28 protein-coding genes are annotated in these 24,972 nt (G+C 50.8%); 1 reads left to right on the top strand and 27 read right to left on the bottom strand.

Going from position 1 to position 24,972, the window contains the following annotated elements:
• Positions 1 to 50 precede the first annotated feature (50 nt).
• Positions 51 to 929 (bottom strand): LysR family transcriptional regulator, encoded by an 879-nt coding sequence (locus HMPREF1246_RS05315; RefSeq protein WP_009014910.1) that lies wholly within the window; start codon positions 927 to 929, stop codon positions 51 to 53.
• 167 nt (positions 930 to 1,096) lie between these two features.
• On the opposite strand from HMPREF1246_RS05315, the gene HMPREF1246_RS05310 reads away from it, so the two are divergent.
• The gene (locus HMPREF1246_RS05310; protein WP_009014911.1) at positions 1,097 to 1,789 is read left to right on the top strand and encodes a YoaK family protein; all 693 of its coding nucleotides are present in this window, start codon (positions 1,097 to 1,099) and stop codon (positions 1,787 to 1,789) included.
• A gap of 481 nt (positions 1,790 to 2,270) precedes the next feature.
• Here the strand turns inward: HMPREF1246_RS05310 and HMPREF1246_RS05300 are convergent, their stop codons facing one another.
• From HMPREF1246_RS05300 to HMPREF1246_RS05175, 26 genes are all read right to left on the bottom strand, one after another.
• Positions 2,271 to 2,843, bottom strand: coding sequence for an HD domain-containing protein (locus tag HMPREF1246_RS05300; RefSeq protein WP_009015531.1), 573 nt, complete (start codon positions 2,841 to 2,843; stop codon positions 2,271 to 2,273).
• A gap of 55 nt (positions 2,844 to 2,898) precedes the next feature.
• Complete coding sequence (locus HMPREF1246_RS05295) at positions 2,899 to 3,213, bottom strand: hypothetical protein (protein WP_009015532.1); 315 nt, start codon at positions 3,211 to 3,213, stop codon at positions 2,899 to 2,901.
• A gap of 2 nt (positions 3,214 to 3,215) precedes the next feature.
• Positions 3,216 to 3,602 carry a hypothetical protein gene (locus HMPREF1246_RS05290; RefSeq protein WP_009015533.1) on the bottom strand — a complete coding sequence of 129 codons (387 nt, stop codon included), beginning with the start codon at positions 3,600 to 3,602 and terminating at the stop codon, positions 3,216 to 3,218.
• 211 nt (positions 3,603 to 3,813) lie between these two features.
• Positions 3,814 to 4,290 (bottom strand): YhcH/YjgK/YiaL family protein, encoded by a 477-nt coding sequence (locus HMPREF1246_RS05285; protein WP_009015534.1) that lies wholly within the window; start codon positions 4,288 to 4,290, stop codon positions 3,814 to 3,816.
• A 36-nt stretch (positions 4,291 to 4,326) separates the two neighbouring features.
• Complete coding sequence (locus tag HMPREF1246_RS05280; protein WP_231368243.1) at positions 4,327 to 5,211, bottom strand: amidohydrolase family protein; 885 nt, start codon at positions 5,209 to 5,211, stop codon at positions 4,327 to 4,329.
• Positions 5,189 to 6,619: a lipase family protein gene (locus HMPREF1246_RS05275; RefSeq protein ID WP_231368242.1), complete on the bottom strand. Its 1,431-nt coding sequence runs from the start codon at positions 6,617 to 6,619 to the stop codon at positions 5,189 to 5,191. The genes HMPREF1246_RS05280 and HMPREF1246_RS05275 overlap by 23 nt, the downstream gene beginning before the upstream one ends.
• A 37-nt stretch (positions 6,620 to 6,656) precedes the next feature.
• The gene (locus HMPREF1246_RS05270; RefSeq protein ID WP_021736912.1) at positions 6,657 to 7,286 is read right to left on the bottom strand and encodes a hypothetical protein; all 630 of its coding nucleotides are present in this window, start codon (positions 7,284 to 7,286) and stop codon (positions 6,657 to 6,659) included.
• 25 nt (positions 7,287 to 7,311) lie between these two features.
• On the bottom strand, positions 7,312 to 8,001 hold the full coding sequence (gene tsaA / locus HMPREF1246_RS05265) for a tRNA (N6-threonylcarbamoyladenosine(37)-N6)-methyltransferase TrmO (protein ID WP_021736898.1): 690 nt from the start codon (positions 7,999 to 8,001) through the stop codon (positions 7,312 to 7,314).
• Between the two features lie 3 nt (positions 8,002 to 8,004).
• Positions 8,005 to 8,613: a YSC84-related protein gene (locus HMPREF1246_RS05260; RefSeq protein WP_014128152.1), complete on the bottom strand. Its 609-nt coding sequence runs from the start codon at positions 8,611 to 8,613 to the stop codon at positions 8,005 to 8,007.
• A gap of 44 nt (positions 8,614 to 8,657) precedes the next feature.
• Positions 8,658 to 10,052, bottom strand: coding sequence for a hypothetical protein (locus tag HMPREF1246_RS05255; protein ID WP_021736895.1), 1,395 nt, complete (start codon positions 10,050 to 10,052; stop codon positions 8,658 to 8,660).
• 223 nt (positions 10,053 to 10,275) lie between these two features.
• The gene (locus HMPREF1246_RS05250) at positions 10,276 to 11,604 is read right to left on the bottom strand and encodes an AMP-binding protein (RefSeq protein ID WP_021736911.1); all 1,329 of its coding nucleotides are present in this window, start codon (positions 11,602 to 11,604) and stop codon (positions 10,276 to 10,278) included.
• On the bottom strand, positions 11,601 to 12,788 hold the full coding sequence (locus HMPREF1246_RS05245; protein WP_021736909.1) for a thiolase family protein: 1,188 nt from the start codon (positions 12,786 to 12,788) through the stop codon (positions 11,601 to 11,603). The genes HMPREF1246_RS05250 and HMPREF1246_RS05245 overlap by 4 nt, the downstream gene beginning before the upstream one ends.
• Positions 12,788 to 13,201: a biotin transporter BioY gene (locus HMPREF1246_RS05240; RefSeq protein WP_014128150.1), complete on the bottom strand. Its 414-nt coding sequence runs from the start codon at positions 13,199 to 13,201 to the stop codon at positions 12,788 to 12,790. The genes HMPREF1246_RS05245 and HMPREF1246_RS05240 overlap by 1 nt, the downstream gene beginning before the upstream one ends.
• Complete coding sequence (locus HMPREF1246_RS10825) at positions 13,194 to 13,859, bottom strand: MaoC family dehydratase (protein WP_021736916.1); 666 nt, start codon at positions 13,857 to 13,859, stop codon at positions 13,194 to 13,196. Before HMPREF1246_RS10825 ends, HMPREF1246_RS05240 begins: the two co-directional genes overlap by 8 nt.
• A 122-nt stretch (positions 13,860 to 13,981) precedes the next feature.
• The gene (locus tag HMPREF1246_RS05230) at positions 13,982 to 14,701 is read right to left on the bottom strand and encodes an RsiV family protein (protein ID WP_016459734.1); all 720 of its coding nucleotides are present in this window, start codon (positions 14,699 to 14,701) and stop codon (positions 13,982 to 13,984) included.
• Positions 14,702 to 14,721: 20 nt separating this feature from the next.
• Positions 14,722 to 15,429: an energy transducer TonB gene (locus HMPREF1246_RS05225; protein ID WP_009015546.1), complete on the bottom strand. Its 708-nt coding sequence runs from the start codon at positions 15,427 to 15,429 to the stop codon at positions 14,722 to 14,724.
• Positions 15,426 to 15,827, bottom strand: coding sequence for a biopolymer transporter ExbD (locus HMPREF1246_RS05220; protein WP_009015547.1), 402 nt, complete (start codon positions 15,825 to 15,827; stop codon positions 15,426 to 15,428). The genes HMPREF1246_RS05225 and HMPREF1246_RS05220 overlap by 4 nt, the downstream gene beginning before the upstream one ends.
• Entirely contained in the window at positions 15,824 to 16,453 is a 630-nt protein-coding gene (locus tag HMPREF1246_RS05215) for a MotA/TolQ/ExbB proton channel family protein (RefSeq protein WP_014128149.1), read from the bottom strand. Before HMPREF1246_RS05215 ends, HMPREF1246_RS05220 begins: the two co-directional genes overlap by 4 nt.
• A complete protein-coding gene (locus HMPREF1246_RS05210) occupies positions 16,450 to 17,244 on the bottom strand; it encodes an ABC transporter ATP-binding protein (RefSeq protein ID WP_009015549.1) in 795 nt (264 codons plus the stop codon). Before HMPREF1246_RS05210 ends, HMPREF1246_RS05215 begins: the two co-directional genes overlap by 4 nt.
• Positions 17,241 to 18,209, bottom strand: coding sequence for an ABC transporter substrate-binding protein (locus HMPREF1246_RS05205; RefSeq protein WP_009015550.1), 969 nt, complete (start codon positions 18,207 to 18,209; stop codon positions 17,241 to 17,243). The genes HMPREF1246_RS05210 and HMPREF1246_RS05205 overlap by 4 nt, the downstream gene beginning before the upstream one ends.
• Positions 18,210 to 18,309: 100 nt before the next feature.
• Entirely contained in the window at positions 18,310 to 20,205 is a 1,896-nt protein-coding gene (locus HMPREF1246_RS05200; RefSeq protein ID WP_021736902.1) for a TonB-dependent siderophore receptor, read from the bottom strand.
• Between the two features lie 211 nt (positions 20,206 to 20,416).
• A complete protein-coding gene (truA, locus tag HMPREF1246_RS05195; protein WP_009015552.1) occupies positions 20,417 to 21,178 on the bottom strand; it encodes a tRNA pseudouridine(38-40) synthase TruA in 762 nt (253 codons plus the stop codon).
• Entirely contained in the window at positions 21,175 to 21,981 is an 807-nt protein-coding gene (locus HMPREF1246_RS05190) for an energy-coupling factor transporter transmembrane protein EcfT (RefSeq protein ID WP_014128147.1), read from the bottom strand. The genes truA and HMPREF1246_RS05190 overlap by 4 nt, the downstream gene beginning before the upstream one ends.
• A complete protein-coding gene (locus HMPREF1246_RS05185) occupies positions 21,975 to 22,838 on the bottom strand; it encodes an energy-coupling factor transporter ATPase (protein WP_021736889.1) in 864 nt (287 codons plus the stop codon). The genes HMPREF1246_RS05190 and HMPREF1246_RS05185 overlap by 7 nt, the downstream gene beginning before the upstream one ends.
• Positions 22,823 to 23,659, bottom strand: a complete 837-nt coding sequence (locus HMPREF1246_RS05180; RefSeq protein WP_021736906.1) for an energy-coupling factor transporter ATPase — start codon at positions 23,657 to 23,659, stop codon at positions 22,823 to 22,825. Before HMPREF1246_RS05180 ends, HMPREF1246_RS05185 begins: the two co-directional genes overlap by 16 nt.
• A gap of 616 nt (positions 23,660 to 24,275) precedes the next feature.
• Positions 24,276 to 24,512 (bottom strand): hypothetical protein, encoded by a 237-nt coding sequence (locus HMPREF1246_RS05175; RefSeq protein WP_035224381.1) that lies wholly within the window; start codon positions 24,510 to 24,512, stop codon positions 24,276 to 24,278.
• Positions 24,513 to 24,972: the final 460 nt, after the last annotated feature.

Below are 24,972 nucleotides of genomic sequence, written 5' to 3'. Positions count from 1 at the left end.
TATATCCTATCTTCCAAGTTTGTTGCAAGGCTGTAGAATCAAGGGCTCCCTTAGGAACTTGCCTTGCCATTTTTCAAAAAGGCAATGAGCTGCTTCATGCCTTCCGACGCATACTGGTGCTTCTTCCAGATGAGGCTCAGGTGAATCTTGAGCGGTTCCTTAAAAGGAAGGAAGCAAAGGTCAGGGTCGTCTAGAAACATTTCCTTATAGCCAACACCCATGGCCCCGCCATTTTTCACAAGCTGGATCATGGTATACAGCTGGGACGTGCGGCAAAGGATCTGAGGTTCCTGACCGGCTTTGCGGAAGCGTTCCTCTACAAGCTCGGACTGAAAGAAAAGTTCTGGCATAAGAACCAGTTTTTCCGCAGATAGGTTTGCCAGAGGCAGGACTTTTTCCCCTGCAAGGGGATGAGCTCGGGAGACGAGGGCTCCTGATTCAAGGTCCGTGACAAAAAGGGACTCAAATCCACTGTATACGGGCTGTGTATGAATAATGAAGGCAAGATCCAGAAGTTCATGTTCCAACTCTTCCTTGATGACCGCCCGCCGCTTTTCCATGATTTCCAAACCGAGCTCCTCATGGTGGCGAAAAAAATCGGTATAAAGGCGGGGCAAAAGCCAGCCTCCTAAAACAGGGGGCACACCAAGACGCAGGATATGACGGCCGGCACCAAGGTCCTGCATGATCCGCACAAGTTTATCGGCATTTTCCGTAAGGGAACGGGACAGCTTGAGGAGCTGCTCGCCTTCTGCCGTCAGTTCTACACCGCGATACTGGCGAACAAAAAGCCCCACGCCAAATTCCTTTTCAAGGGTCTGGATGGCGCTCGACAGGGAAGGCTGGGAAATATGGAGCTGCTGCGCCGCCTGGGTCAAATTTCCGCAGGCGCAGACAGCCTGGAAATAGCGCAGTTGGATGAGGTTCATGACAGGCTCCTTATTCCATAGGTTTATTTTATATCACAAGAGATAAAATATATTATACAAATTTCTCTTTTCACTCTATACTATAACACAAAAAAGAGCGTACTTTTCGTAAAAATTTGTAAGCCTCGTTTCCATAGTACGAGGCACCTATAAAAAGGAGCATGGGTATGATGGCATCGACGATTTCAAAGGCAGCAAGCGGGCGAGGCAGTCTTTCCATAAGACTGCGACGGGATTCCTATCCCCTTCTTTTCATCATGACTTCCGTAGGCGGCTTCTGTGCGTCCTACAGCTTTCTTGCCCGGGGCGGTGTATTTGCCTTTGCCCAGACGGGAAACATCATCTATTCCGGTCACGTCATGGCAAGCGGTCATTTTCTGGGCGTCCTGACCTTTCTCTTTCCCATTCTTTCCTATATGCTGGGCCTTTTCCTTTCCCAGCAGCTCAGGGATAGACAGGCTGACCTCGTCACGTTCGAAAAGATCATTCTCCTTTTCCAGAGCCTCCTCATGACCCTGTCAGCCCTCATGCCGGATAGTTTTGCCGCAACCCGCCTTGTACTCTGTCTCCTGGGCCTGTCCTCAGGGCTTCAGATGCAGACCTTCCACCGCGTCGAAGGCCATGAATACACGAGCATCATGGTCATGGGCAACATGAAGCGCACCGTCGAAGCCTTTAGTGCCTACCTGAAGGACCATGAAACAGGATCCCTCAAAAAAGCCCTGCTCTACATCTTCATCAACAGCATCTTCTGTCTGGGCTCTGCTTGGGGCTTTGCCATCACAAAAGCCATGGGCGACTCGGCCATTATCGTTCCAGCCCTGTTTCTTTTGTTCGGTGCCCTCACACTAAAAGAGTAAGGATTGCTTAGCTCTTTTCGAAGCCTTGTCCCCTCTTTCACAAAACCCGTAAAGAAGCCTTACGTTTCAGGGCCTTTTCATTTTCCCAAGCACGCCGCCCCTGTTTTGAAAGAGGGGCCTTTCCTACATCCGGCAACAATGATTGCTGCTTTTCATTCCTTGCCATCGTAAGGAAGAAGGCGCCTTTCTGCTTACCTTTTAGCGCGTCAGGGCATTCTCTTTTCCCCTTAAAGATGACGGAAAGGAAAGTGGATGGAAAGATTCCCATCCTGCTGCCTTGAAACGTCCTGTTATCCTTTCCTCCTGCAGAGTCTCACCGTCGCTGCCCATCCAAGCAAAAACTGGGAAGCTATGTACCCCCCCTCCTCAAAAAGGCTGACGCCGTGCCGGAATGGAACCTTTCCGACGGGACGGCAGCACAAAAACAAGTTGGTCACACATAAAAAAGACTCCCCCGACAAGATCAGGAGAGTCTTCTTTGTTACCTTGCGTGGGGCAAGGTCGTTGCTGCCACCAGGCGCTTTGCGTATGCCACAAGGCCCCGGGCCCAGTCCGTCCGCAAATAGCGCACATCAAGGGCGGTTGGGGAAATGCGCCAGCGGTCCAAGGCATCGGCATCCTTGAAAATATCATAGAGCAGGATCGCTTTTTCAAGGCCCTTTTTCCGCAAGGCCTCCTTACCCTGTTCGTCATCCCTGTCATGGTAGGCCATGATAAGATAGGTTCGTTCGTCAAAAGCCACTTCGCCGCGTTCAGCAAAGGCTTTGAAGTTTTCCGCAGCCCGCGCACCGTGTCCAACATCACGCGTGTCGTCCTGCCGACGTGAATCGTGGAATACTGAAGCCTTCACAAGAACGCTCCGTTCTTCTTCAGAAAGCTTGGCCAGGTTGGCAATCTTCAGGCAATAAAGGAGCACCCGGGCACAGTGGTTCTTCGTATGCAAAAGGCTCACAAACTGACCAAAAGTGATGCGGTCTTCCATGAAGTCATACCAGGTATGAAACGTCTCTTGAAGGGATTTGGGTTCTTTTTTGAGGGCTTCATCCAAAAACATGGTTTTGTCTCCTTCCTAAGGAAAGGGACCATGGCATCCCATGGTCCCCTGCGTATTATGATTTGTGGATCAGTTCATTCCGGACAACATGCTTGGGATCTGTAATCAAGAGATTGACAATCCATATGACAAGGGCTAGGGCCACAACTGAAAGGCCCAGGAACGCATCATTCACAAGGGATTCCAAGTCGGGTGTGAAATAGCTCGCGCCCAGTTCCCGATATTCAAAGATGGCATCCACCAGCCACATGAGGGAAGCACCCCAAAAAAGCCAGCACAGGGTCCCCCATTTCATCTGATGCCGCGAGTCCGACCCATACCAGAGCGCCGTTGCCGCAACCGCTGCAAAAACGGTGATGAGCAGGGTCATGATCAGGCCTCGCTTCCGGCGGATTTTGCTTCGCGGAGCGCCTTTTTCTCAAGAACGCGGCTGACGGCAACCATACCGATCCAGACGCCGGTCACCATGAGCGCCATACCGGCCCCAACGGTACCCATTTCATGAAGCATGGAAGCCGTTTCTTCCGCTGATTCCATGGCCGACAGGAAGGGGAAGAAAGGAACGACCTCACCATGCCAAAGATGTTCAAAGGCCAGGAGCGCGCTGCCGCCCCAGAGCATCTTGTTGAGCCAGCCCAATTTTTCCGTTACGAAAAGAGTCCGAACGCTGCTGTTTTTTTCTGCTTTTTTATGACCCAAAAGCTTCGTTGCTGCCGTTACAGCAATCGCTTCTGCTGCAGGTACGATAAAACATGCCATAATGATGACCTCCCTTAACACTCGAAAAGCAACACAGACTTTTCCTTATGCTTCCATTTTACAAAATTTCAAGATATTTGCAACATCAAAATGTTACTTGTCCGTCCCACTTTTTTTGAGTTTCCGTTCCGGATTGTAAGGAAACGACAAAGGAAAGAAAGGAATACAAAAAATGGATCTGAAAAAAGCGTCCTTCCAGATCCTTCGTCTCTCATTTCCCGTCAAAGCGCACTTTTACAACGGCTTTCTTCACATGGGATGGCTTTCCTTCTTGAGCCTCACAGTTGGGCCGATGGACTTCCCAAGGAAAGAAGATGGCAAAGTCCCCTTTTTGGAGGGTTACAACGTTTTCCCGTTCTGTCTTGCCATAGAAAGAGACATCACTCGTTTTACGCCGATCTTCGGTCATATCGGAAACATGTTCTACATCCGTAAAGCCCAGTGTTTCCGTACCTTCTGCCATGAGCTGGATGTCGATATAGCATTCGTGCTTTTCCGGACGTCGGTCCTCAAAAGGTTCCGTCTCATATTCATTGGTGCTGACAAAGATTTCCTCGCCGTCAATGATAGTCTTTCCAAGGGGCAGTGTTTCAAGATCCAGGTCCCGTACAGCAGCAAGGGCCTTTTGGAGGCGTCCTGTCATAAAGGGAAGGATGCGGTCGATTTCTTTTTGCGTTCCTGTAATCATGTCATTTCTCCTTTCAGTACCCTTTGGGTCACAGCATCATAAAAGGCCTTCGATTTTTTTGTAACAGCGCAGGGCGTTGTTATAAAAAACGTCTTCGTGATGTTCTGCCGGGATCACCGCCTTCATGACATCCAAATAACTCTTGATGTTGATAAGGGGCCAATCGGTCCCATACATGACCTTGTCATAGCGCTCGGCGTAATCAAGCCACATGCGCAGATAAGCAAAATAGGCCTGCTGTTTTTTGAGATATTCCTCCCCACTGGCGCGGCCAACGAGGAGGCCCGAAACATCGATATAGACGTTTTCATTCTTGGCCATGACTTCTACGGCGTCAAGGATCCATGGGCTTCCCACATGGGCAATGATAAAACGTACACGGGGATGGGAAGCTGCAGTCTCATCAAGGGTGAGAGGATGGGCATATTTCAAAAGACCATGGCCGCCAGCCGTCTCCCCCATGTGAAAGCAGACGGGCACATCATACTTTTCGGCAAGGGCGTAAAAAGGTTCGTGACGGGGATCCTTGGCATAGACCCGATTGTAGCCTGTATAAATCTTGATTCCGACACATTGCGGCGTCTTGAGGAACCGGTCCGTCTCCTTAGCCGACGCTTCACAGTTTGCAAGGGTCAGCTGCTCACTCTGGATGCCTACACAGTAGCAGATTTCCTTTCCCTGATTGTAATGAAGCAGATCAAAAGGGCCGGCCAGATCAGGCACTTGAGGTACAATCCCGCCAAACTGGGGCTTACCGCCAGAGGCATTGCCCATGACAATACTCATGACAATGCCATTCTCATGGCAGGCTGCAAGGTAATGGGCTGCCGTATTTTCATGTCCAGCATGATGGGCAACTTCATCAAATCCGGGAAAGCGGGCAAAATGCATATGAGCATCAATGATTTTCACTCGTATCATCTCCTGGGGTGAGATTCCAGAGCCTTTCTTCTGTCCTTATAAAGGGAAGGAGGTTTCTGATGACCGCTTTTTGATCTTCAAGAAGGGAAAGCGTGGCCTGCGTCAGTCCTTGGTCAAAGCTGACACGGGTACTGCCCATGGTCAGCGTGGAAAGTCCAGGGCCTTCTAGACTCCGTACATGTTGCGAGAGCGTGATATAAAAGGCCCGGCTCTGTCCAAGGCGCTTTATATCGAGGGTCACGATGATAAGGTACGAGGCACCGGCCTTTTGTGCGGCTTTCATAAGCGTGCCTTCCTCAATGCGAAAATTATCCTCTTTTTCGTGCTTTACGTCAAGCACTGTATACCGCGGCAACATCGCCCGATAATCATCGAGGACAAATCGCCCCAGATCGGGCGAAAAACGATCATCAAAGGAATCTTCCGTCGTATAGAGCGCAAGGGCTGACATCGGCTTTTTCCCTTGTTCCTGCGCCAAAGGAACCTTTTGAAGAAGGCCCATTTTGACCGCTTCATCATAGGAATCATAAAAACGCCGCAGGGCAAGGTCAAGATAAAAGGAAACAGGATGCTGATATCCAGAATAGTTCTTCGAAAGGTTAAATTTGACCACCTTTCCAAATTGGGTAAAGTCACCTCCAAAAAAAGTCTGAAGACTGCCCGGTACGGGATCAAGGCTTGTGACTACCCGAATCAGGTCAATTCGCTTCCCATAGACATCGGCAAAAGCTTTATTGCCAACAGCAGGCGCACCAAAAGTAATGACCGGGACCTGAGCTTTAGGAACGCCCTTTTCCACAAGACGTTCCGCAACAAGGCTTGCAACCGCGCCGCCCAGACTGTGACCGGTGAGGTAGAGCCTGCGGTCTGGATGCTGTTTGAGATAAGGGGCAACCATTTCTTCCTTGCCATCGCCATCAAGGTCCATGGGCGTCCGAAGGACCGTTGCGGCATAGCGTTCAAACCCTTCATGGACGCTGGGAACGGTTTTCGGATCGGCCGTTTTGTTTTTCTCGTCAAAGGGGACCAGGGACGCCCTGAAATTGGTCTTCCAATCCGTCTTGGTCTGGCTGCCTCGAAAAGCAAGAATAGTTGGATACGTCCTGCCGTAGGCCTTTTTGCTTACAGCGACAGCAAAATGGACGTCCGTATCATCCGAAGCGGCACGAAAAGGCGAAACGTCCCACCCATAGTCAGAAAAGAGGCTGTGTTCGCTGCTGCCTTCACCCATGCTGTACGTGCCGGCGCACATAAGGGCCGTACCGGCAATCTTAAGGTTTTCCTTGACGATCTTTTCTTGGCTGACCTTTTCCTGTGCTGAAACCGCTGCGGCAGGAACGCTTTTAGATTCAGCAGTGCGCTCGGGGGATGCTGCGCCTGCTGAAAATGGAAGAAACAGGGATCCCATAAGGACCCCTGCTGTAAGCGCACGTGTAAGCGTTTTTTCAGTGAAGCGGATGCTGCGCATTGATTTCCCTGATTTCTTCCTGTGTAAAGCGAGCCGTTACATTTCCATCAAGGAGGTCCCCCACCTCTCCGACTTGAAAATAAAGGGTAATGCCGCCATTTTGGTTAAAGACATAATCTTCGGGTACACGGGTAGGCATTTTCTTTGGCGTTATGCGAATATAACCATCGCGATAGAAGCTAGTAGCTGCCTTTTTCACGAGGTCATCCACTGTCATCCGGCAGACCTTTTCCAGTGGAATGCGCTGCCCTGTCTTTAAATCGTAGTTGATGGCATGGACCGTTGTCGTATTGGTCTTCCCATCATTGCGCAGATCATAGAGCACTACACTGGCAATATCTTTATCTTCGTAGGCCGTTTCAAACCAGGTCCGCCCGCTCAAAAATTTTCGATACATATAATCGTAGCGGAAATCATCCATATAGACGCGGAGGTCACTGTTGATGGCCTTTGTTGCAGCCTTATTGTCGGCCTTGATATAGGGCCAGCTCATATCAATATTGGCAATGGCCGCTGATTTTGTCTCCACTTCCGCAGATACAGGAATCGCCGCTGCAGAAAGGGAGGCACAAAGGGCAAGAGTCAAAGCCAGGATTTTTTTCTTCATAGGAATAGGCTCCTTTCAAAATAAATCAATCAGAAGATCCTTTTCGGATATCTGTCACAAGAACCGTTCTATCATCGATACGGAAGTGCACATCAAAGCCAGCAAAACTCATCCCGTAGATTCGCTGGGCATCATGCTGATAATGAGGGCGCGGATCTTGAGCAAGGACCTTTTTGAGGGCCTGCCGCTGGGTAGGCGTAAAAGGAGCAAGAAGGGCCTCATCGCACTTCACGCAAAGTTCGGCATCAGGTCCTGTGGCAAAGCCGCTCCGTGCCTGAGGACGAGCATCGGCGTAAGGGATATAGGGCTTGATATCATAGATAGGCGTGCCGCTCATCAGATCAGCTCCCCGTACAACGAGAAGGATTCCCTTGACTCCGCCGTCCTTGATTTCTACAAGTTCTACAAGAGAGAGTCCCAAGGGATTGGGCCGAAAAGGCGCGCGGGTGGCAAAAACGCCGAGCCGTTCATTGCCGCCAAGGCGGGGCGGACGCACCGTCGGGGACCAAGTATGGTTCTTTGAAAAACCCCAGATCAGCCACAGATGGGAAAAGCCTTCCATACCGCGGAACGCTTCCCGCATCCGATACGGCGGCGTAAAGACAAGGGTGCCTTCAATTTCCGGCACCAGCCCGCTCTGCCGAGGCAGGCCAAACTTCTCCGTCAAAGGGCCTTCATAATAGGCAACGGGGGAAAGGGTCAGCTGGTCTTCCATAACTTATTCCTTGACCGCCGGAATCTGCGTTTTATTCAGGTCGTTGTCAACATAGAACCGCGTTCCTGTTGCCGTCAGTTCCGCCGCAAGCCCCTTGGTCGTCATTTGATACATCCACATTCCCGGTGCTACCTGGAAGGACCCTTCAAGGCTGTCACCATGGACATCATCCGTGGCAGCTGCCGCAGCCTGTCCGCCAAATGTCCAGCCTTTGGTGATGAAGCTGGTAAAAGCATCGATCGTATCAAAGACAAAGATTGTATTGGTCTGGCGGACACCTAGGCCAAGGCCCAATTTTCCTTGGGCCATCTTCATGAAGACTTCCGTACCATTACTGTTATTGACAGCCCGGCCTCTTCCGTGACCGCCGCCAATGAAACCGGCCGTGTAGCTTGTATCGACAAAGACAGCGTAGCCGTAGGCATGCTCAATGGCCCGTTTCGATTTCGGTTTCTTTTCGTAAAGAAGCTTTAGGGCTTGGTATGTTTTCGTGCGAAGTTCCTGGCGCTCAGCCTCTTTTTTATCGGCTTTGGTCGGTGCAGCCGCAAGGGCGGGCACGGTCACAAGGAGAAGGGCAAGAAGGAAGACAGCTAGCTTTTGCAGACGTTTCATGGATGGGCCTCCAATCTAGAACAGGAAGGAAGAGACAAGACTCCTTATTTTGCCGTCATGACGGCCGGTTCCGGCGTCACGGCGCCGCCACCTGTAAGCGTAAAGGTCTTGCCCTCAAGCCAGTGATTCAAGGGATCTGCCGAATCATAGAAAATGCAGTATCCGTTCCCCGTGATGTTCTTCAGCGTCGTATCACCGTCGATGAAGATGTTTACATGGGCGTCTCCGGAAAGGCTCCATGTTGATTTTCCGTCAAGGCCAACCTTGACGGATTTGGCCGTTTTCTTTTCATTGATGCTCCCATACCAATGACTTTCGTTTTGAAGGGTCATGGTGACGGAGCTTAAGTCGTCAACCGTAATATCACCGCTCATCGGCTGGTTATTGCCGATGAATTCAAGGACAGCCCCATTTTGACCTTCTTTGCCCCAGTGGCTGGCCCCAACACGGATGAGCTCTTTACCTTCATACTGAAAGCCTGTCATTTCTGCATAGATGCGGGCATTGGTGTTCGTCACAAAGAACATGGGGCCTGCCCCAACGTGACGCAGGGAGGCATGTTTGGCCGAAAAACGGGTCACATGGTCAGCATCGGGGACTTTGCTGAGTTGACGGTAAAGGAGGATGCCTTCTGTACCACCGCCAGTAAAGTCCGCATACTCAAGATGGGCTACATTGGAACCTTCAACGACAACAAGACTGGAAGCTCCAGCCCCGCCGCGCACTTCGGAAACAGCAATATCACCGCCGGAATAAATGATGGGGCTTTCAACCCCCGTCGTCGAAAGGGTACTCTGGGTCACGGTCACGGTCGATTTGCCGCCCCCCGCGGAAAGTGCCGCTGAATAAGCACCGGTCGTACCGATATTGACATTATTGGCTTCTGCCTTGCCTTCTTTTTGAACGGCAAGACCAGGAGACCAAAGTCCCGACGTGCGTACATTGGTGTTATGGAGTTTCACGGAAGCTTCCGGTCCAGCAGCAAACACCGCAGCCGCTCCATCAGCCTGACTGTTAAGGACACAGCCTTCCAAAAGGGCCGTACTGTTATGTGAAAGGACAAGCGCATTTTGGCCGTTCAGGCGGCTTCCCTTGATGCTCGTCGTATGCCCCAGCTTACTGATATTGCTGTGGGTTACCGTGATGTTGGCCCCATTTTGGAAGTACAAGGCATTTTGATCCTGCTGAGAAGCTGCATAGCCATCCCCAAGACTTAGCGTTTCCCCTGAAACCGTCTTTACGGCCTTAAAGAGACTGGGATCGAGGACTTCCCCATTTTCATCGGAGGGAATGACAGGCAGTGAAGGCACAGCCTGCTGTGTCTGGGTTGCTGCAGATTCCGTTTGGGCAGCCACGGCAGGGACTGTTTCTGCAAAGACCGTACCGGTCGTTCCCAAAGACAGAAGAACGGCAAGAACCAATGAATGATGTATCCGCATAGAAAGACTCTCCTTTTGTACAAGACAATAGATTCTATCTTTATAGTATACCTTTTTCACGGGGTAATCTCAAATAAGGGTTGTGAAAAAATTGCGAAAGGAACAGGAAAAAGGGCAAAAATAGGTAAAAATTCCAATAAAAGGGACCTTCCCCAACAAAAAAGTCCCAATCAACCAGAAAGGTTCATTGGGATGAGGAGAGGTAAAGCAACGAGTTTTCCTATCAGACAATCGGACTTCCTTTGTTTTCGAGCATTTTTAGAAGGGCTCTGCGATCAACCTTTCCAGCTGCAGTAAGAGGCAGTTCAGAGCAGATGATGAGATAACGGGGCATTTCCTGAATCATGAGCCTGGTCTTAAGGTCCATCCGGATGGCCGACTGGTTCTTTTCTTCTTTAAGGACAAGAAAAGCGGCCATGGTTTCATCCCGCTTTCTATCGGCTACAGAAAGGACAATGGCATCCGACACATAAGGCAATGACAAGAGCGCGTTTTCCACTTTGCTGCAGCTGATGGTCAGACCGCCGATGCTTACCACATCCCCCTTTCGGCCTAAAAAGATTAGATATCCTGCTTCATCAAAAAAGCCTTCATCCCCCAAGGTACAAGGCTGGGAAAGGCCCGCTACATGATACGGGGTATCAATATAGATCAGGCCATCCCGAATGTCGACGCTGACCCCTTTCACAGGACGCCCAACGCTCATAGGATGCTGGAGCAGTTCTTTGTAGGTAAGGTACGTAACATAATTGAGTTCCGTGGCTCCGTAATAAAGATAGATCTCACTATGGGGAAAAGCCCGCTTCAAGGCCTTTGCTGTATCGCGGTCAAGGAGTTGGGACCCCGCCATAACAGTAGTGACAGAAAGAAAAGGGTGCCTGATGATCCGCAAAAAGAGTTTTAGTTTAACAGGAACAAGGTAAAGATAGGTGACGCCTTCCCGATAAAGAAGGGTTTCCCATCTTTTGGGATAAAGCCCCTCTCCCATGACAAGCGAAGCCCCCGCATAAAGCACACTGGCAAAGACGCTGAGATTTCCCGTAAAGCTCATGCTTCCTTCCGTAAAGGCAACGGAATCCCTCTTGAGGCCAAAAATGCGGCACTGCTCAGGAAAGAAATCAGCCCAGCTTTCATAAGTCCGAAAAAGAAGCTTGGGCAGGTCAGTTGAGCCGGAACTGAGGACGCCCATAATGGCCCCTTGGGGCACCATGCTCCCCGATTGCCCCACTCGGAACTGCCCATCATCAATATAGGCAATGCCCCGCTTTTTGGACAGTGTTTCCGCTAGAAGAGGCGTCAGGTCCGGATGACCTAAAATAGGCACAAACCCTGCTTTTTGGGCACCTAAAAAAGCAGTGAGCTGGGCCACCGGGTCTTTCCGGACAATAAGAAGCGTCCCTTTGGGGCAGGAAAGGGACTGGAGACGCGCTGCGTAGGAAAGAGCCACATCACACACGGCCTCATAGGTCAAGCGTTTCGTTTCCGTCACCAGAAACACCTTTTGCGGCAGTTTTCCTGCCTGCGTCAGCAATAGATCCATATAATTCATCATGACACCCGTTCCAATAAAAGACCGCTGCCCGTTCCACCGGCCCCAGCCACAGCAATAAGGCCAAAGTGTCCCTTTTTCCGCGTGAGATGGGCCAAAGCATGAAGGGTCAGGATAGCCCCGCTTGCGCCGTAAGGATGCCCATAGGAAAGAGCACCTCCTAGAGGCAGATAGGCATCCAAGGCTTCCGGATGCTGCCGGGCAAACAGAGCACTGATCACCGCGAAGGCTTCATTATATTCAATGCTGTCCATGTCAGAAAAATGAAGTCCAGCCTGCTGCAAGAGCTTTTCTCCGACCTTTAGGGTCCCCAAAGGACTTAACCGTGGATCAACACCAACGTCGGCAGCGCCTATGATCCGTGCCAGCGGTTTTACGTGGGGTCCAAGGTCCGCCACTTTCCTTTGCGACGCAAGGACGACAAAGGCCGCCCCATCATGAGTGAGGCAGCTCGTTGCCGCGGTCAAGGTCGGGACGATTTTCCGAATCGGTGCCGCATCCCCCAGAAGGTTCCTCGTTTCTTCTTCCGTAAAGAGTGTCGGCATGCGGCGTGCCAGTTTTTGGGAAAAGTGAGGCCGGATGCCTTCATCTTCACAAACACCGAATAAGGGGGCGATAAAAGGGGCTACAACAGGTCTAGCCGCAGCCGCTCGAGCATGGCTCCTCACGGCCCAAGGATCAAGTTCCTCCCGCGTTACGTCAAAGAGCTGAGCCGTCCGTTCCGCGCCTTCGAGCATGGCTCGGGGACTTATCGTATCCGGGGAAAACTGGGCCACCATGAAGCCTTTTTCATGATAGCGAGGATCCTTGGGGGCATACTGTCGAAGAGGCTGAAGGCTGGTCGATTCCAGGCCGCCGCAGATGATCAGGTCCGAAAGACCGCTCCGAATCTTGGCATACCCCATAACAATCGCCGCTGCGGCAGACGCACACTGCATATCAAGGGTCAGGGCAGGCACTTTTTCATCAAGTCCTGCCATAAGGGCCGTAAGACGCATGAGGTTTCCCCCACTCCCAACGGCATTGCCCCCCATCACTTCGTCTGCTTTTCTTGCCTCAGGCAGCTTAGCAAAAATCGCCCGGAAGAGGGCAGCCCCCAATTCTTCCGGACGAATCGCTTGAAAAACACCGCCAGTAAGGCCAATGGGACTTCTAAGTCCCCCTAACAGATAGACCGCCTCCTCCATCAGGCACCTACGCGGAATTTACTGACCCTAACGGCCATCATGGCAGCAATGACAACTTTGACAACATCTCCAAAAAGGAAAGGAATGACGGCCGTCAAAAGGGTAGCCCAAACACTGACGCGGTTTACGGCATACATACTGATGCAGCCGCCAATATAGATGATGGGCATGCCGACAAAGATTCCCGTCATGATGAGTTTCTTGAAATCATGGCTCTTGCCGCGTACAGCACTCATCACCATAGCCGCCACCAAAAATCCAATATTGAAACCGCCCGTTGGTCCAATGATCTTGGCAATCCCGCTCGTCCCGCCAACAAAGACAGGAACTCCGACAATTCCCAATAAAAGATAGATCAAGAGCGTCAGTCCCGCTTCCTTGGGGGTCATGACAAAAGCAACGAAATTAACCATGATGGTGAGTGCCGTCACCATGGCCGGAGTAAAAGGCAGCGGAAAAGAAATGTACGCCGAAGCCGCTAACAGCGCGACACAGACACCCGTCAAGGTCATCTTCCGGACGGACGATTGAGCGGACAAAGTCCCGCGAGCTTGATGCATAGAGTTTTCGGTCATGGCAAGGTTCCTCCACAAGATAAATAGGTTCCCCAACGTAAAGGGGTGACGAAAATGTCATGGATAAAAAGTCCGGATCGTTCCCATAGGCAGCAAGGTCCTTTAGGAGCAAGAGCCCCTGAACAACGGGACGCTCCGCTAAATGGATGGGATTCATGTCCCCTGTTTCCTTGGCAAACTGAATGACCGACTCACGGGAATAGGTCTTCCACAGAGTCCCCATTGGAAAAGGATCCTGTTTGGGTATTGCAGGAACGATATTGGGAGAAAAGAAAATCCAAGCTTCCAAAAGACCCACAAGGATTCCTGCCTTGTTCGTTGCTTCCACGCGCAGGCATTCCACGCTTTTTTTCTGCCACTGACGGTGGCAGGAAAACGTGCAGGAAGCATCCTCCTCGCCCCAAAAAGCAATGCTTACTCGCCCAATATAGCTGTGGTCATAGCGTTTTCCTTGGAACGCCCCCAAGGCTTTGATAAAATCCAGTACTCGTTTCATACGCTGTTATCCTACTCTTTTTTTCTTTTTCGTTCAACTATATTTTATATAGGTTAACGAAACTTTGCAAAGAAAAGGCCTTCCTTGGGGAAGACCTCCGTTTCGCCTCATGGGGCGATTCCTCAGTTCATCGGAAGATCAATGATTCCGCTTGAATAAGGAGCAATTTCGTATTGTCCAAAAACAAAATGGATGGTTCCCTTTTCATCTAGGTAATAATTTTTAGGAAGTGCCGTGAGGCCCTTAAAATCGTAATAAAAAGCATGCGCCTTTCCATAGGACGACGCGAAGAGGCGGCGATTGATTTCCTTTAACGTATAAGCTTTCTTTCCTTCCGCCGCAAGCACTTCCTGCCAAGAAACAGGCCGGCCCGTCTCTATGGAAAAAGTCACACCCAATTCCCAGCTCGTTGGATGAGCCGCCCGTTCAAAGTAATCATAGCCATATTCCCGGAAGGAAAGAAACTGATCGCCATGATAGGAAAGCAGATAATTGACATGACTTGTCAGTTTCGCATCAGGGAGCGTCGCTTTTTCATAATTTTTCATCGATGACTTGGCCCGTTTCCGAAAATAACGGTTCATGCGCCGGGCCTCATCCCCATGACCTGCCAAATGAATCTTTGGATAGTGGATGGCAAGGGACTCTTTTTCAATGATCTGATCCCATATTGCAAGACCATTCTGGGCATAGACCACTTGATTATGCACGGTCCCTTCAAGTTTTTGCTCAACCGTCAGATGAGCGGCTTGGACAAGGTCGATTCCCTTCGCCTCTGCAGCAGCTAAAAACGGCATACCAAGGGCTGCTGAAATGAAAAGTGCTGTCATAAGTTTTTTCATGGCAATCCATCCTTTCACAATCAGTTCAATTCATAACGAACACGAATCACGGTTTCTCCTGCTATGGGACGGCCGGCTGCATCAAGGGCAGGGTCAAAATGCCAAGTGTAGGCTGAATCAAGGGCGGCTTGATCCAGTCGTTCGTAACCGCTTGAAGCAGTCACCCAAGCACTTGTTACGCTGCCCTCTTCACTGACGGCAACACCAACATCGACACTCCCTGTTTCACCGGCTCGACGGGCACTTTGGGGATAGATCTTGCGGTAGCTCGTCAGCGTTGCCCCCCGCGAAGCATCATTGCCTTCCCCGGAAGCGCCGCCACGGCCGTCACCGTTGCCATCACCGCTGCCTACGCCGATTCCCGTTCCGCTTCCAGTACCGGCCCCTGATTCCATGGGTGCCTTTTTTCCACCAGCGGACCCATTCCCTGTGTAGGATGCCATGGAGGCTTTCCGCGGTTTATCAGGCGACGCATCATCCTTCACAGGGCCTTCTTCCAGCATAGAAGCGGTAAGGGAGGAAAGCGAATGTTCCAAAGCCTCTTTGCTGCCGCCTGCAGAAGAATCGTGACCTTCTGTCCCACGGCCCGGCTCCATAAGCTTTACGCCTATAAGAAGACGTGGTTTTTGGATCGTACGCCGGCCGGCCATCAATCCTACGGCAAAAAGAAGAATAAGATGAAGGACAAGGGACAGCAGCAAAGGCCCTTTTAAGGGCAAACGCTTCATGATGCCTTACCGCCTTCTACAGCAAGGGAAAAATCTGTGACGCGGGCGCGGCGCAGGATTTCAAGGGTTCCCATAACCCGGCCATAAGGCACGGTTTCATCTGCTTCCACGATGACAGGAGTCGCTTTAGGAAGCTGCTGCGCAGCCTCTTCAAGTTCCTTCGGTGAAAGTGCCTTTCCATCCAGATGGAGGGTTCCTTTTTTATCAATCGTAACCGTTACTGCTTTCTGCTCAACAAGGGGGGCCTCTCCTTTGGGAAGATTAACAGGGAGAGCATGGGTCTGGGTAAGGTACATCGTCGCCACAATGAAGACCACAAGGAGCAGAAACACAAGGTCAATCATAGGACTTAGCTGGATGATTGGCTCCTTTTCCGAGTCATCAGTCAGACGGATCATGACTGGTCTCCTTTCTTTTGGCGCACGATGGCTTCGCTGAAAGTACTGGCAATCATTTCCATATCAAGGGCAATGCGGTGGACCCGTTCCTCAAAATAGGCATGGCAGCAAAGAGTCACGATGGCAATGGCAAGACCAAAGACCGTAGTAATGAGGGCCTCCCCAATGCCGCTTGTCACGGCAAAGGGATTTTCCCAGCGGGAACCTAGGTTTCCAAATGAAGCCATCATTCCCGTAATGGTCCCAAGGAGTCCCAAAAGAGGCGCCAAGGTAATGATGACGGATAGATAGGAAAGGCCTTCCTTATAACGGTCAAGAACCTGTTTGCTTTCGCTCATGATAAAGGCTTCTTGGGCGCGAATTTCTTCCGGTGCATCAAGGAGCCGCACGGCAAGATGAGCCTCCCCACCCTTGGTCGCTTGGGCGACACGATCAGCTTCCTGCCAGTCATTGCGGCGCAAAGCCTTGCAAAAAGTACGGGCAAAGCTGCGGTCCGTATCGGCCCGATGAAAAAAAGCAAAGCGATCTAATATGAGTGCCAATGAGGCCATAGAACATAGGAGCAGGGGCCACATGACAGGACCGCCCCGCAAAAACCATTCAACGCCTTGTTTGATACCAATCATTCCCAAATTCCTTCTTCCTTAGTAGGATGATTTCCTTTATCTTCTGTAATAATGAACCCTTCGCTGCGTTCTACCTGAAGGGGAACGCCATAGGCCCTTGAAAGTACGCCCGCAGCAAGGACCTCGGCAGGACGCCCGGCTGCGATGGCTCCCGTTTTTCCAAGCAGGACCAATTGATTTCCATAACGTGCGGCAAGGGACAGATCATGAAGGGCCATGACGACGCAGGCCCCTTTCCGGGAAAGTCCCTGAAAGGTATGCATGACCCGTTCTTCTTCAACAGGATCAAGTTCTGCCGTTGGCTCGTCAAGCAGGTAAGTCTCCCCACCCGCAAAAAGAGAGCGGGCCAGAAGGACGCGCTGCCGCTCTCCACCGGATAGTTCTGTCACCGGCCGATCAAAAAGGGCAGCTGCCCCGACCTGTTTGAGGGCCTCACGAGCCCTACGCTGTTCCGATTCACCCAGCGTTTCCCAAAGCCCATGACGGGCATAGGCACCAAAAAGGACGATTTCCCCGGCCGTATAAGGAAGGGACAGGTTCCGGTCTTGGGGAAGATAGGTCACGCGCTGGGAAAAAAGACGCCGTGAATAACGTTCATAATCCTTTCCGTCAAGATGGCGCATTCCGCGGTTGATCGGCAAAAGGCCTGCCATAACCCGCAGCAGCGTACTTTTTCCCGCCCCATTGGGGCCAATGAGGACGACAAAATTGCCCCGTTCCAACCGAAGGGAAAAGTTCTTGATTATAGGCCGATTCCTGTAGCCTGCCGTCACATCGATAAGGTCGATCATGGTTCATATCCTTTCAGGAGTTCTTCCGGTTCGTCAGGAAAAAGAATCTTGCCATAGGCGTGATTGCTCATTTTCTTGATGCCGTAAACCGCCATAGGCGATGCATCATAGACGTAACGATCGGCCAGTCGTTCCATCCGTACAGAGTCCCTCAAGGATGCGTAAAAGGGATCAGCGAAAAAGCCTTGCAAAAAATGCTCATAGTCCTCATATTCAGACGGATAGGGGTCAGAGACGAGAAAAAAGTCAGGCCGCGCTGCAAGGATAGCTTCCTTCGATAAAGGCATCCCGTTTTTCAATCCTCCCTTACTAAGACCGTTAACCCAGCCGCCGCGAGCGGCCAATTCATCGTAAAGGGACCCTGCCCCACCGTACTGGCTCATGAGAGAAAGGAGGATGCCCACCGGTTTGCGGCCTTTTTGGCTTGCAGTAACCTCTTCAATCTCGTCCAGTTCGCGCTCCATTCTGGCAATGACCTTACGGCCCACGATTTCCTGCCGCGTCAAAAGGGCAAGGAGGCGCACATTATCCTCAATCTGGGCGACCGTAACAGGTCCGTGGCAGAAAAAAACAGGAATCCCCATTTCTTCTACTTTTTTTACAAGCAGAGGGTCTGACCAGTCTGACACGACAAAGACATCAGGCTGTAAGGCAGCAATGCGTTCCGGCGTATACTCCCGCACCTTTGTGAGCGTTTCTGTTTCCTTGGCAATAAAGGAAAGACCGGGCTCGCCGTCAAGATAATAGGCCCCTGCAAGATGGCTTTTAGGAACAACCGTAAGGAGCGTCTCGTCAAGGTGCAGGGAGTCTGTCAGGATGCGCCGCGGCTCGTGGGAAAGGGAAACGGTCTTTCCCCGGGCATCCACCGCCGAATAAGCGCCTTCTGTAGTGCTTTTGCCGCAGCTCGTCAGCAGCAAGAGAAAAAGGAAGAGGACGCACAATAAAAGCGCAGGCTTTCTTTTCATGAGACGCCTCCTTTCATGGTAAGCAATAAAGGAACCGCCCGTAAGCGGTTCCCTTATTATATCATGGTTGGCCCTTCCTGTAAGGAGGATTTGGCCTATTTTAGAACTTATATTCTGCCCCAACGATGACGCGGCGGCCCGGCATAGGATAGTGGTCCTGACCGTTTAGGGCACCGCCCATTTCCGCATAGGCAGCATTATTGAGGTTATAGATCGTGGCAAAGCCCGTCCAGTGCTTATCAAAGGTATAGCGGGCATTGAGGTCCAGCGTAAGATAGCGATTTTCCCCATAGCGCTGTCCAGATAGGCCATTTGCTGCACGGCCCACAAGGTTCACGTTCCACGCATCATCATGGTAGCGGGCACCGAACTGATAATAGTTGGGCGCATAGTTAAGGTCGCGGACATAGCCGTCGCCGCTTTCATCCTTACGGACCTTCACATACGTATAGGATGCATTGAGGTCCCAATGGTCATTCAGTTTATGCGTTGCCGAAACTTCAAAGCCTTGTTTCTTTTCGCGTCTTACATTGAGTGTATGATAGGCCATATAGTCATCTGTGACCCAGCGAATCGCATCATGGAGATTGCTGTAGAAGGCGCTCACATGCCAATCCGTTGACGGAGAGGATTTGAAGTCCCAGCCCAAGGTATAGACATTGCCCGTTTCCGGCCTAAGGTTAGGATTGGCAAAATAACCAGCGCCATTGCCCCAAGAAGACCAGTAATAGAGGTCATCCATATTCGGGACCTTGAAGACCTGATTCCACGCGAAATAGGCATGGCTATCTTCATCAAACTTCTTATTGATAGCAGCGCTTCCTGTTGTGCGGCTTGCCAGATTGTGATAGTTGTCATAGCGAAGGCCCGTATTGAGCTGCCACGTCGGTGCCAATTCCCATTGATCTTGGAGATAAAGGGAACGATTTTCATAGCTTTTTTTCTCGTCATAAAAGTCCGTATTGTTGACGCTGGCATGACGGAACTCGGCCCCAGCAAGGAGACGGTTCGTATCGGAAAGGGCCACGTTCTGCTGTCCTTCTACGGCCCAGTCCATTTCGTACATATGACCGTAGTTATAATAGTGGTTGTAGTTCCGGTAAGCCCGCAGGAAACCGCTGTTTTTTTCATTGCGGTTCCAGTCATACATAAGGCTTACGTTATTGGTCTTTTTCGTCACAAAAGAGGAACTGTAATAATCTACAACAGAATAGGGGCTGAACCCATCGAGATCGGAATAATCATAGGTAAAAGTGAGGCCATCCTGGTCAGTGAAGTCCTGGGTCAGTTTGAGGGACATGCTGTCCTGCGTGTAGTTGGACTGACCGGGCCATTTCTTGGTATCGCCGTTCGTGTCCTTATATTTGAGGTAGGAGACTTTTTCCCTATTTCCTGCCACAACAAGACCGGTCTTTCCTTCCTTACCGCCTACATCAAAGCCCCACTGCTGGTTGCCCCAGGAGCCGTAGCCCACATGGACCTTGCCCGAAACCTTTTCCGGGGATTTGGTGATGATATTGATGACACCGCCCACGGCGTCAGCCCCATATACGGTGGAAGCACCGCCCTTGACGATTTCAATATGATCGATCAGATCCACAGGCGGCAGCGTATTGGCATCAAAGGTCTCCCGCGTCGACGTATTCCCCATACTGGTATTGACGCGGCGGCCATCCACGAGGAAAAGGACCCGTTCTTCCCCATTAAGATATACATTCGCTCCATTGGTGCCAAGACCGTTTCGTACAACCCGTACGCCCGGTACGTTTTCAAGGGCGTCGGCAACGGAACGGCTGTTCCAGTTCGTCAGGTCTTCACTGGAAACAAGGCTCACATTGGCCGGTGTATCAACCTTCTTATTTTCCATCCGGTTTGCCGTAATGACAATTTCCTGCACGTTCCCATCAGCAGTTTCAGCTGCCCATACTGGCAGGGCACGCCCCATAATAAGCATCCCCAGGACACCTAGGGCCACTTGATGCTTCCCAAAAATCAAAATAAACAGCCTCCTCCAAGTTTCTTTTTTGAATTCCTATTTTACTAAAGCCTAACAGAAAATACAATCGATGGTATATCGATAGATCTCCTTACCCTTCTATAAGAACCCACCACCTAGTATACCAAGGGCATCCCACGTTTAAAAATACAATAAAAGATAATGAATCCATAACTTTAAGATATAGCAAAAAAGACTGCAAAGAAAGTTCTTATCTCTCTGCAGTCTCTTCCGGGTAGGATACGTGAACCAGGGATAATCCACAGGCAGGCGCCGCCACGCCGGCTTTTTTCCGGTCCTTGGCCGCCATGACAGCCGCAAAGTCAGCGACGGTCCACTCCCCCGTCCCCACTTTCACAAGGCATCCGACGATGTTCCGCACCATTCGGTAGAGGAAGCCATCACCCCGAATCGTAAAGGTGAAGCGTTCCTTTTCCTGCGTCCAATAGGCCTCATAAAGGGTCCTTACAGGCGACGTCTTTTCGCTGCCTTGGTTCTTAAAGGAAGAAAAATCATGGGTCCCCACTAGAAGGGCAGCCGCCTCATTCATGGCAGCAAGCGTCAGGGACGACCGCACTTCCCAAGCATAGCGCCGCGCGCAGGGATCCGGCAGAGGCGCATAAAGGACGGTATAGCGATACGTCTTATCAAGAGCGTCAAAACGGGCATGGAAGCCGTCAGGCTTTATAAAGGCTTCACGAATGGCGATATCAGGCGGCAGGAGATGCTGCAGGGCACGCCGATAATTCTCCGGAGGAATGGGTGACGACGTTTCAAAGGAAATGACCTGGCCCAAGGCATGGACCCCCGCGTCCGTACGGCCTGCGGCCTTGATGGAAATGTCCTCATGAAGGGCCGTGGAAAGCGCCTTTTCAAGGACTTGCTGGACACCGACACCATAGTCCTTTTGGCGCTGGAACCCTTGGTAATTGGTGCCATCGTAGGCAACCACAGCCATGATGGTCTTTTTCATGCGCTCATCCCCCAGCGCAGGTACACAAGAACGATAAAGAGAATCAGCATGACGGCAAGGGCAGCGCCATCCCGTTTCCCGTAAACAAGTTCATGCATCCGGGTCCGTCCCTCCCCACCATGGTAGCAGCGCGCTTCCATGGCAAGGGCGAGCTCATCGGCCCGTCGGAAAGAGGAAATAAAAAGAGGAATCAGGATCGGCAGCAGATTCTTTGCTCGCTGAACGAGATTGCCTGATGAAAAATCAGCGCCGCGGGACATCTGCGCTTTCATGATGCGGTCCGTTTCCTCTAGAAGGGTCGGAATGAAGCGCAGGGCAATAGTCATCATCATGGCAAGTTCATGGGCGGGCACGCCAATGCGGCGGAAAGGCCGCAGCAGGCTTTCAATACCGTCCGTAAGGACAATAGGCGATGTCGTAAAGGTCATGAGGCTCGAGACAAGAAGGAGTAGGACCAGACGAAGAGACATCTTGACGCCCATGATGATGCCTTCCTTAGTGAGACTCAAGAACTTCCAGTGCCAGAGCACTTCACCAGGATCGGTAAAAAAGTGGATCAAGAGGGTTAAAAGAATGATGACCCAGAGGGGTTTGATGGATTTCAGCAGAAGACCGGGCGGCAGTTTAGCAAGACCCGCGGCAAGGACCAAAAAGGCAATTAAGAGCCCATATCCTAGCGGATCGGATGCCAAAAAGACCATGACCATATAAAACAGGACGCCCAGGATCTTGGTCCTCGGGTCAAGGTGATGGATGGGCGACGACCCGGGATAGTACTGTCCCAACGTAATTTCTGTCAGCATACCTTCCACCCCTTTGCTTTTTGAATGGCCCTGATGAGCTCTTTTTTCGTAAGCGGGGTTCCCTCAAGGGGAAGGCCATTCTCACGGAGCTCCTGGGCAAGCTTGACGCTTTCCGGCACATCCATGGAAAGTCTCTGGAGGGTCTTTCCTTCCGTTGTAAAGATATCGCGGCTGGGCCCGTCCAAATGAAGTTTGCCGCCGCTCATGACAAGGATGCGGCTGGCGTACTGGGCCGCTTCCTCCATGGAATGGGTAATGAGAATGACACCCATTTGGCGCTTTTCGAAGATTTTCATCAGCTGGGAGAAAATGTTGTCCCGGCTCACAGGATCAAGACCGGCACTGGGCTCATCCATGATCAGGTAATCCGGTTCCATGGCAACGACGCCAGCAATCGCGACGCGGCGCATCTGTCCGCCTGAAAGCTGAAAGGGAGAACGCTGAGAAAACGTATCAAAATCTAGGTCAACAAAGGCCATGGCGCGCCGCACAGACGCTTCCACCTCATCTTCACTTTTTTTCTGGTTGCGGGGCCCAAAGGCAATATCTTCATAGATGGTTTCGGCAAAGAGCTGATGTTCCGGATACTGGAAAACCATGCCGACCTTGCCGCGGGCTGCTTTTGCCGCGGCATCCTTTCCTGCAAGGTCCACCCCATCGACGCGGACCTCGCCCGTATCGGGGTGAAGAAGGCCGTTCAAATGCTCTGCCAAGGTTGACTTGCCGCTTCCCGTATGACCAATAAGAGCCACGAATTCGCCCTTATCCACCGTAAAGGACACATCATCGAGGGCCTTGTTCTCAAGAGCCGTATGGGCCATATAGGTATAGGAAATATGATCTACTTCGATGGACATAATGCTTCACACAGCTCCTTATGGGTCAGGATTTTCGGCAAGTCGCGGCCGCCTTTTTTAAGAGCCGATGCCACTTCCGCCGCAAGGGGACATTCAAGGCCCAAGGCACGGATCCGGTCTACCTGGGTAAAGACTTCCTTCGGTGACCCCATAAGCTCAATATGTCCGTCCTTCATGGCAATGACGCGGTCCGCCAAAATGGCTTCTTCCATCTTGTGCGTAATATAGACAATGGTAATGCCTTTGTCCTTATTAAGACGAAGCACCGTATCGACAATATCCTTGCGTCCTTTCGGATCGAGCATGGCTGTTGGCTCGTCAAAGACAATGCATTTGGGTTCAAGAGCGACAACGCCGGCAATCGCGATGCGCTGTTTTTGTCCGCCCGACAAGCGATGCGGTGCGTGCTTAGCGTAAGAAAGCATGCCCACATCAGTAAGAGCCTTTTCCACTCGAGGCCGGATTTCTGGTCCCGGCACGCCAATGTTTTCAAGGCCAAAGGCCACATCTTCTTCAACGACAGCTGCAACAATCTGGTTATCAGGATTCTGGAAAACCATTCCTACGGTCTGACGTACCTGCCAAAGGTTTTCCTCAACAGACGTATCAAGGCCGCCTACCAAACAGGTTCCCTTCGTCGGCGTCAAAAGGGCATTGAAATGACGAGCCAACGTTGACTTACCGCTCCCATTGGTGCCAATGATGGCTACAAACTCACCAGGCATGATAGATAAACTGATGCCATCCAGAGCTATCATTTCTTCATTTTGCCCATCCACATACGTATGAGTGAGCGCTCTTGTTTCGATAATTGGGTCCATAGTAACCTCCATGACTTACCATTATATTATTGTTACCCGAGCTGGGTCAATGGAAGAGGACAAGTTTCATTTACAGGTCTCGATTTTCCTATGGTGTTCTTCATCAAATGGATCTTCGTTTAAACCTGCGAGGTCGTAGACAAATAGATATTGAAAAAAACATCAAATTCCCCAAAATATAAGGTAACCAAGCCAAAATAAAGGAGAATTGAGCAATCCTCTATCCAATAGATTATTCAAGCAGACCTGTTTTGCCAAGACCCCGATTACCTTGTCTGGCATCCGAAGATCCTTTAGCCGATTCCACAGAATGGATAGTCACCAGCCAGAAACGCCATACCGATTTCCTCTGTCCTCACTGCGGAGAGCTGATGCCTTTGTATGGCAAGTACCGAACCCGCCTAAGGACGGTGCCTATGCAGCCGAATGCCAGGCGCACTGGCCTTTTCGAGGAGCATCGCTTCCGGTGCTCTTGTTGTCAGGAATGGGTTCATCCTTTTTCATGTTTTTCTCTCCTTTTCGGGCATAAGAAAAGCCCTCTGCTCACGACAAAGGGCTCCGTCACGCTAACATAAAAAAAACACAACCACAAAATTCTGAAGAATTTGTGTGGCGTTCATAACCTTATTCGCTGCATTTGCAAGCATTTCTGTATAAGCATCCGGCAAATCCTCAATTTTTTTATATATCGCCATTCTCCATTATTGCGATTGAACGCAACCAAGCCACTTTTTACAGGATCAGGAGAATAACGATAAATCAGTTCATCACCTAAACCCCCATCAAGAATTAAAGTAATCATCTTCCCCGCCTTTTTCAAAGCCTGATTGTAACTATACTTCCGTTCAGCCATACTATGCGCTTTTGTGATTTTTTAATTGTACCTTTTTTCTATTGCGCTTTCAATATGCTCATGCCGTAAAAGCACTAAATCGGCCTTTGTGGATTGATTCGTCAATAACCTTTGGAAAGAGACCGCCATATCGTAACTTTTACCAAAAGTCCGATATCCATCACTGAGAACATGTTTATTTACAAAAACATGATCATAAACTGCCCCAATAAAACGAATGGTCAATCCCGTGTTCTTTAAATTTTTCCGCTACATGCTTCCTTCCCGTTGTTGATAATTTCACGATAGTAAAGATCTGCGCACGCCATGCGACGTTTACCTTTGGGGTTATTTTTATCATTCTTTGGTCAATCTTGATTCTTTTAACCCCTCGGTTTCAAAGTTTCTTGCCTTCTCCATCCAGCCAGCCCGCCCTGCCTTCCATTCCTCCCGCCTTTTGACGCCTAGGATTTTTCCCCGG

The sequence above is a fragment of the Acidaminococcus sp. BV3L6 genome (genome assembly GCF_000468835.1).
GTDB lineage: Bacteria > Bacillota > Negativicutes > Acidaminococcales > Acidaminococcaceae > Acidaminococcus > Acidaminococcus intestini.
The sequence above is the reverse complement of the archived record's forward strand: the minus strand, read 5'-3'. Positions and strand labels throughout refer to the sequence as shown.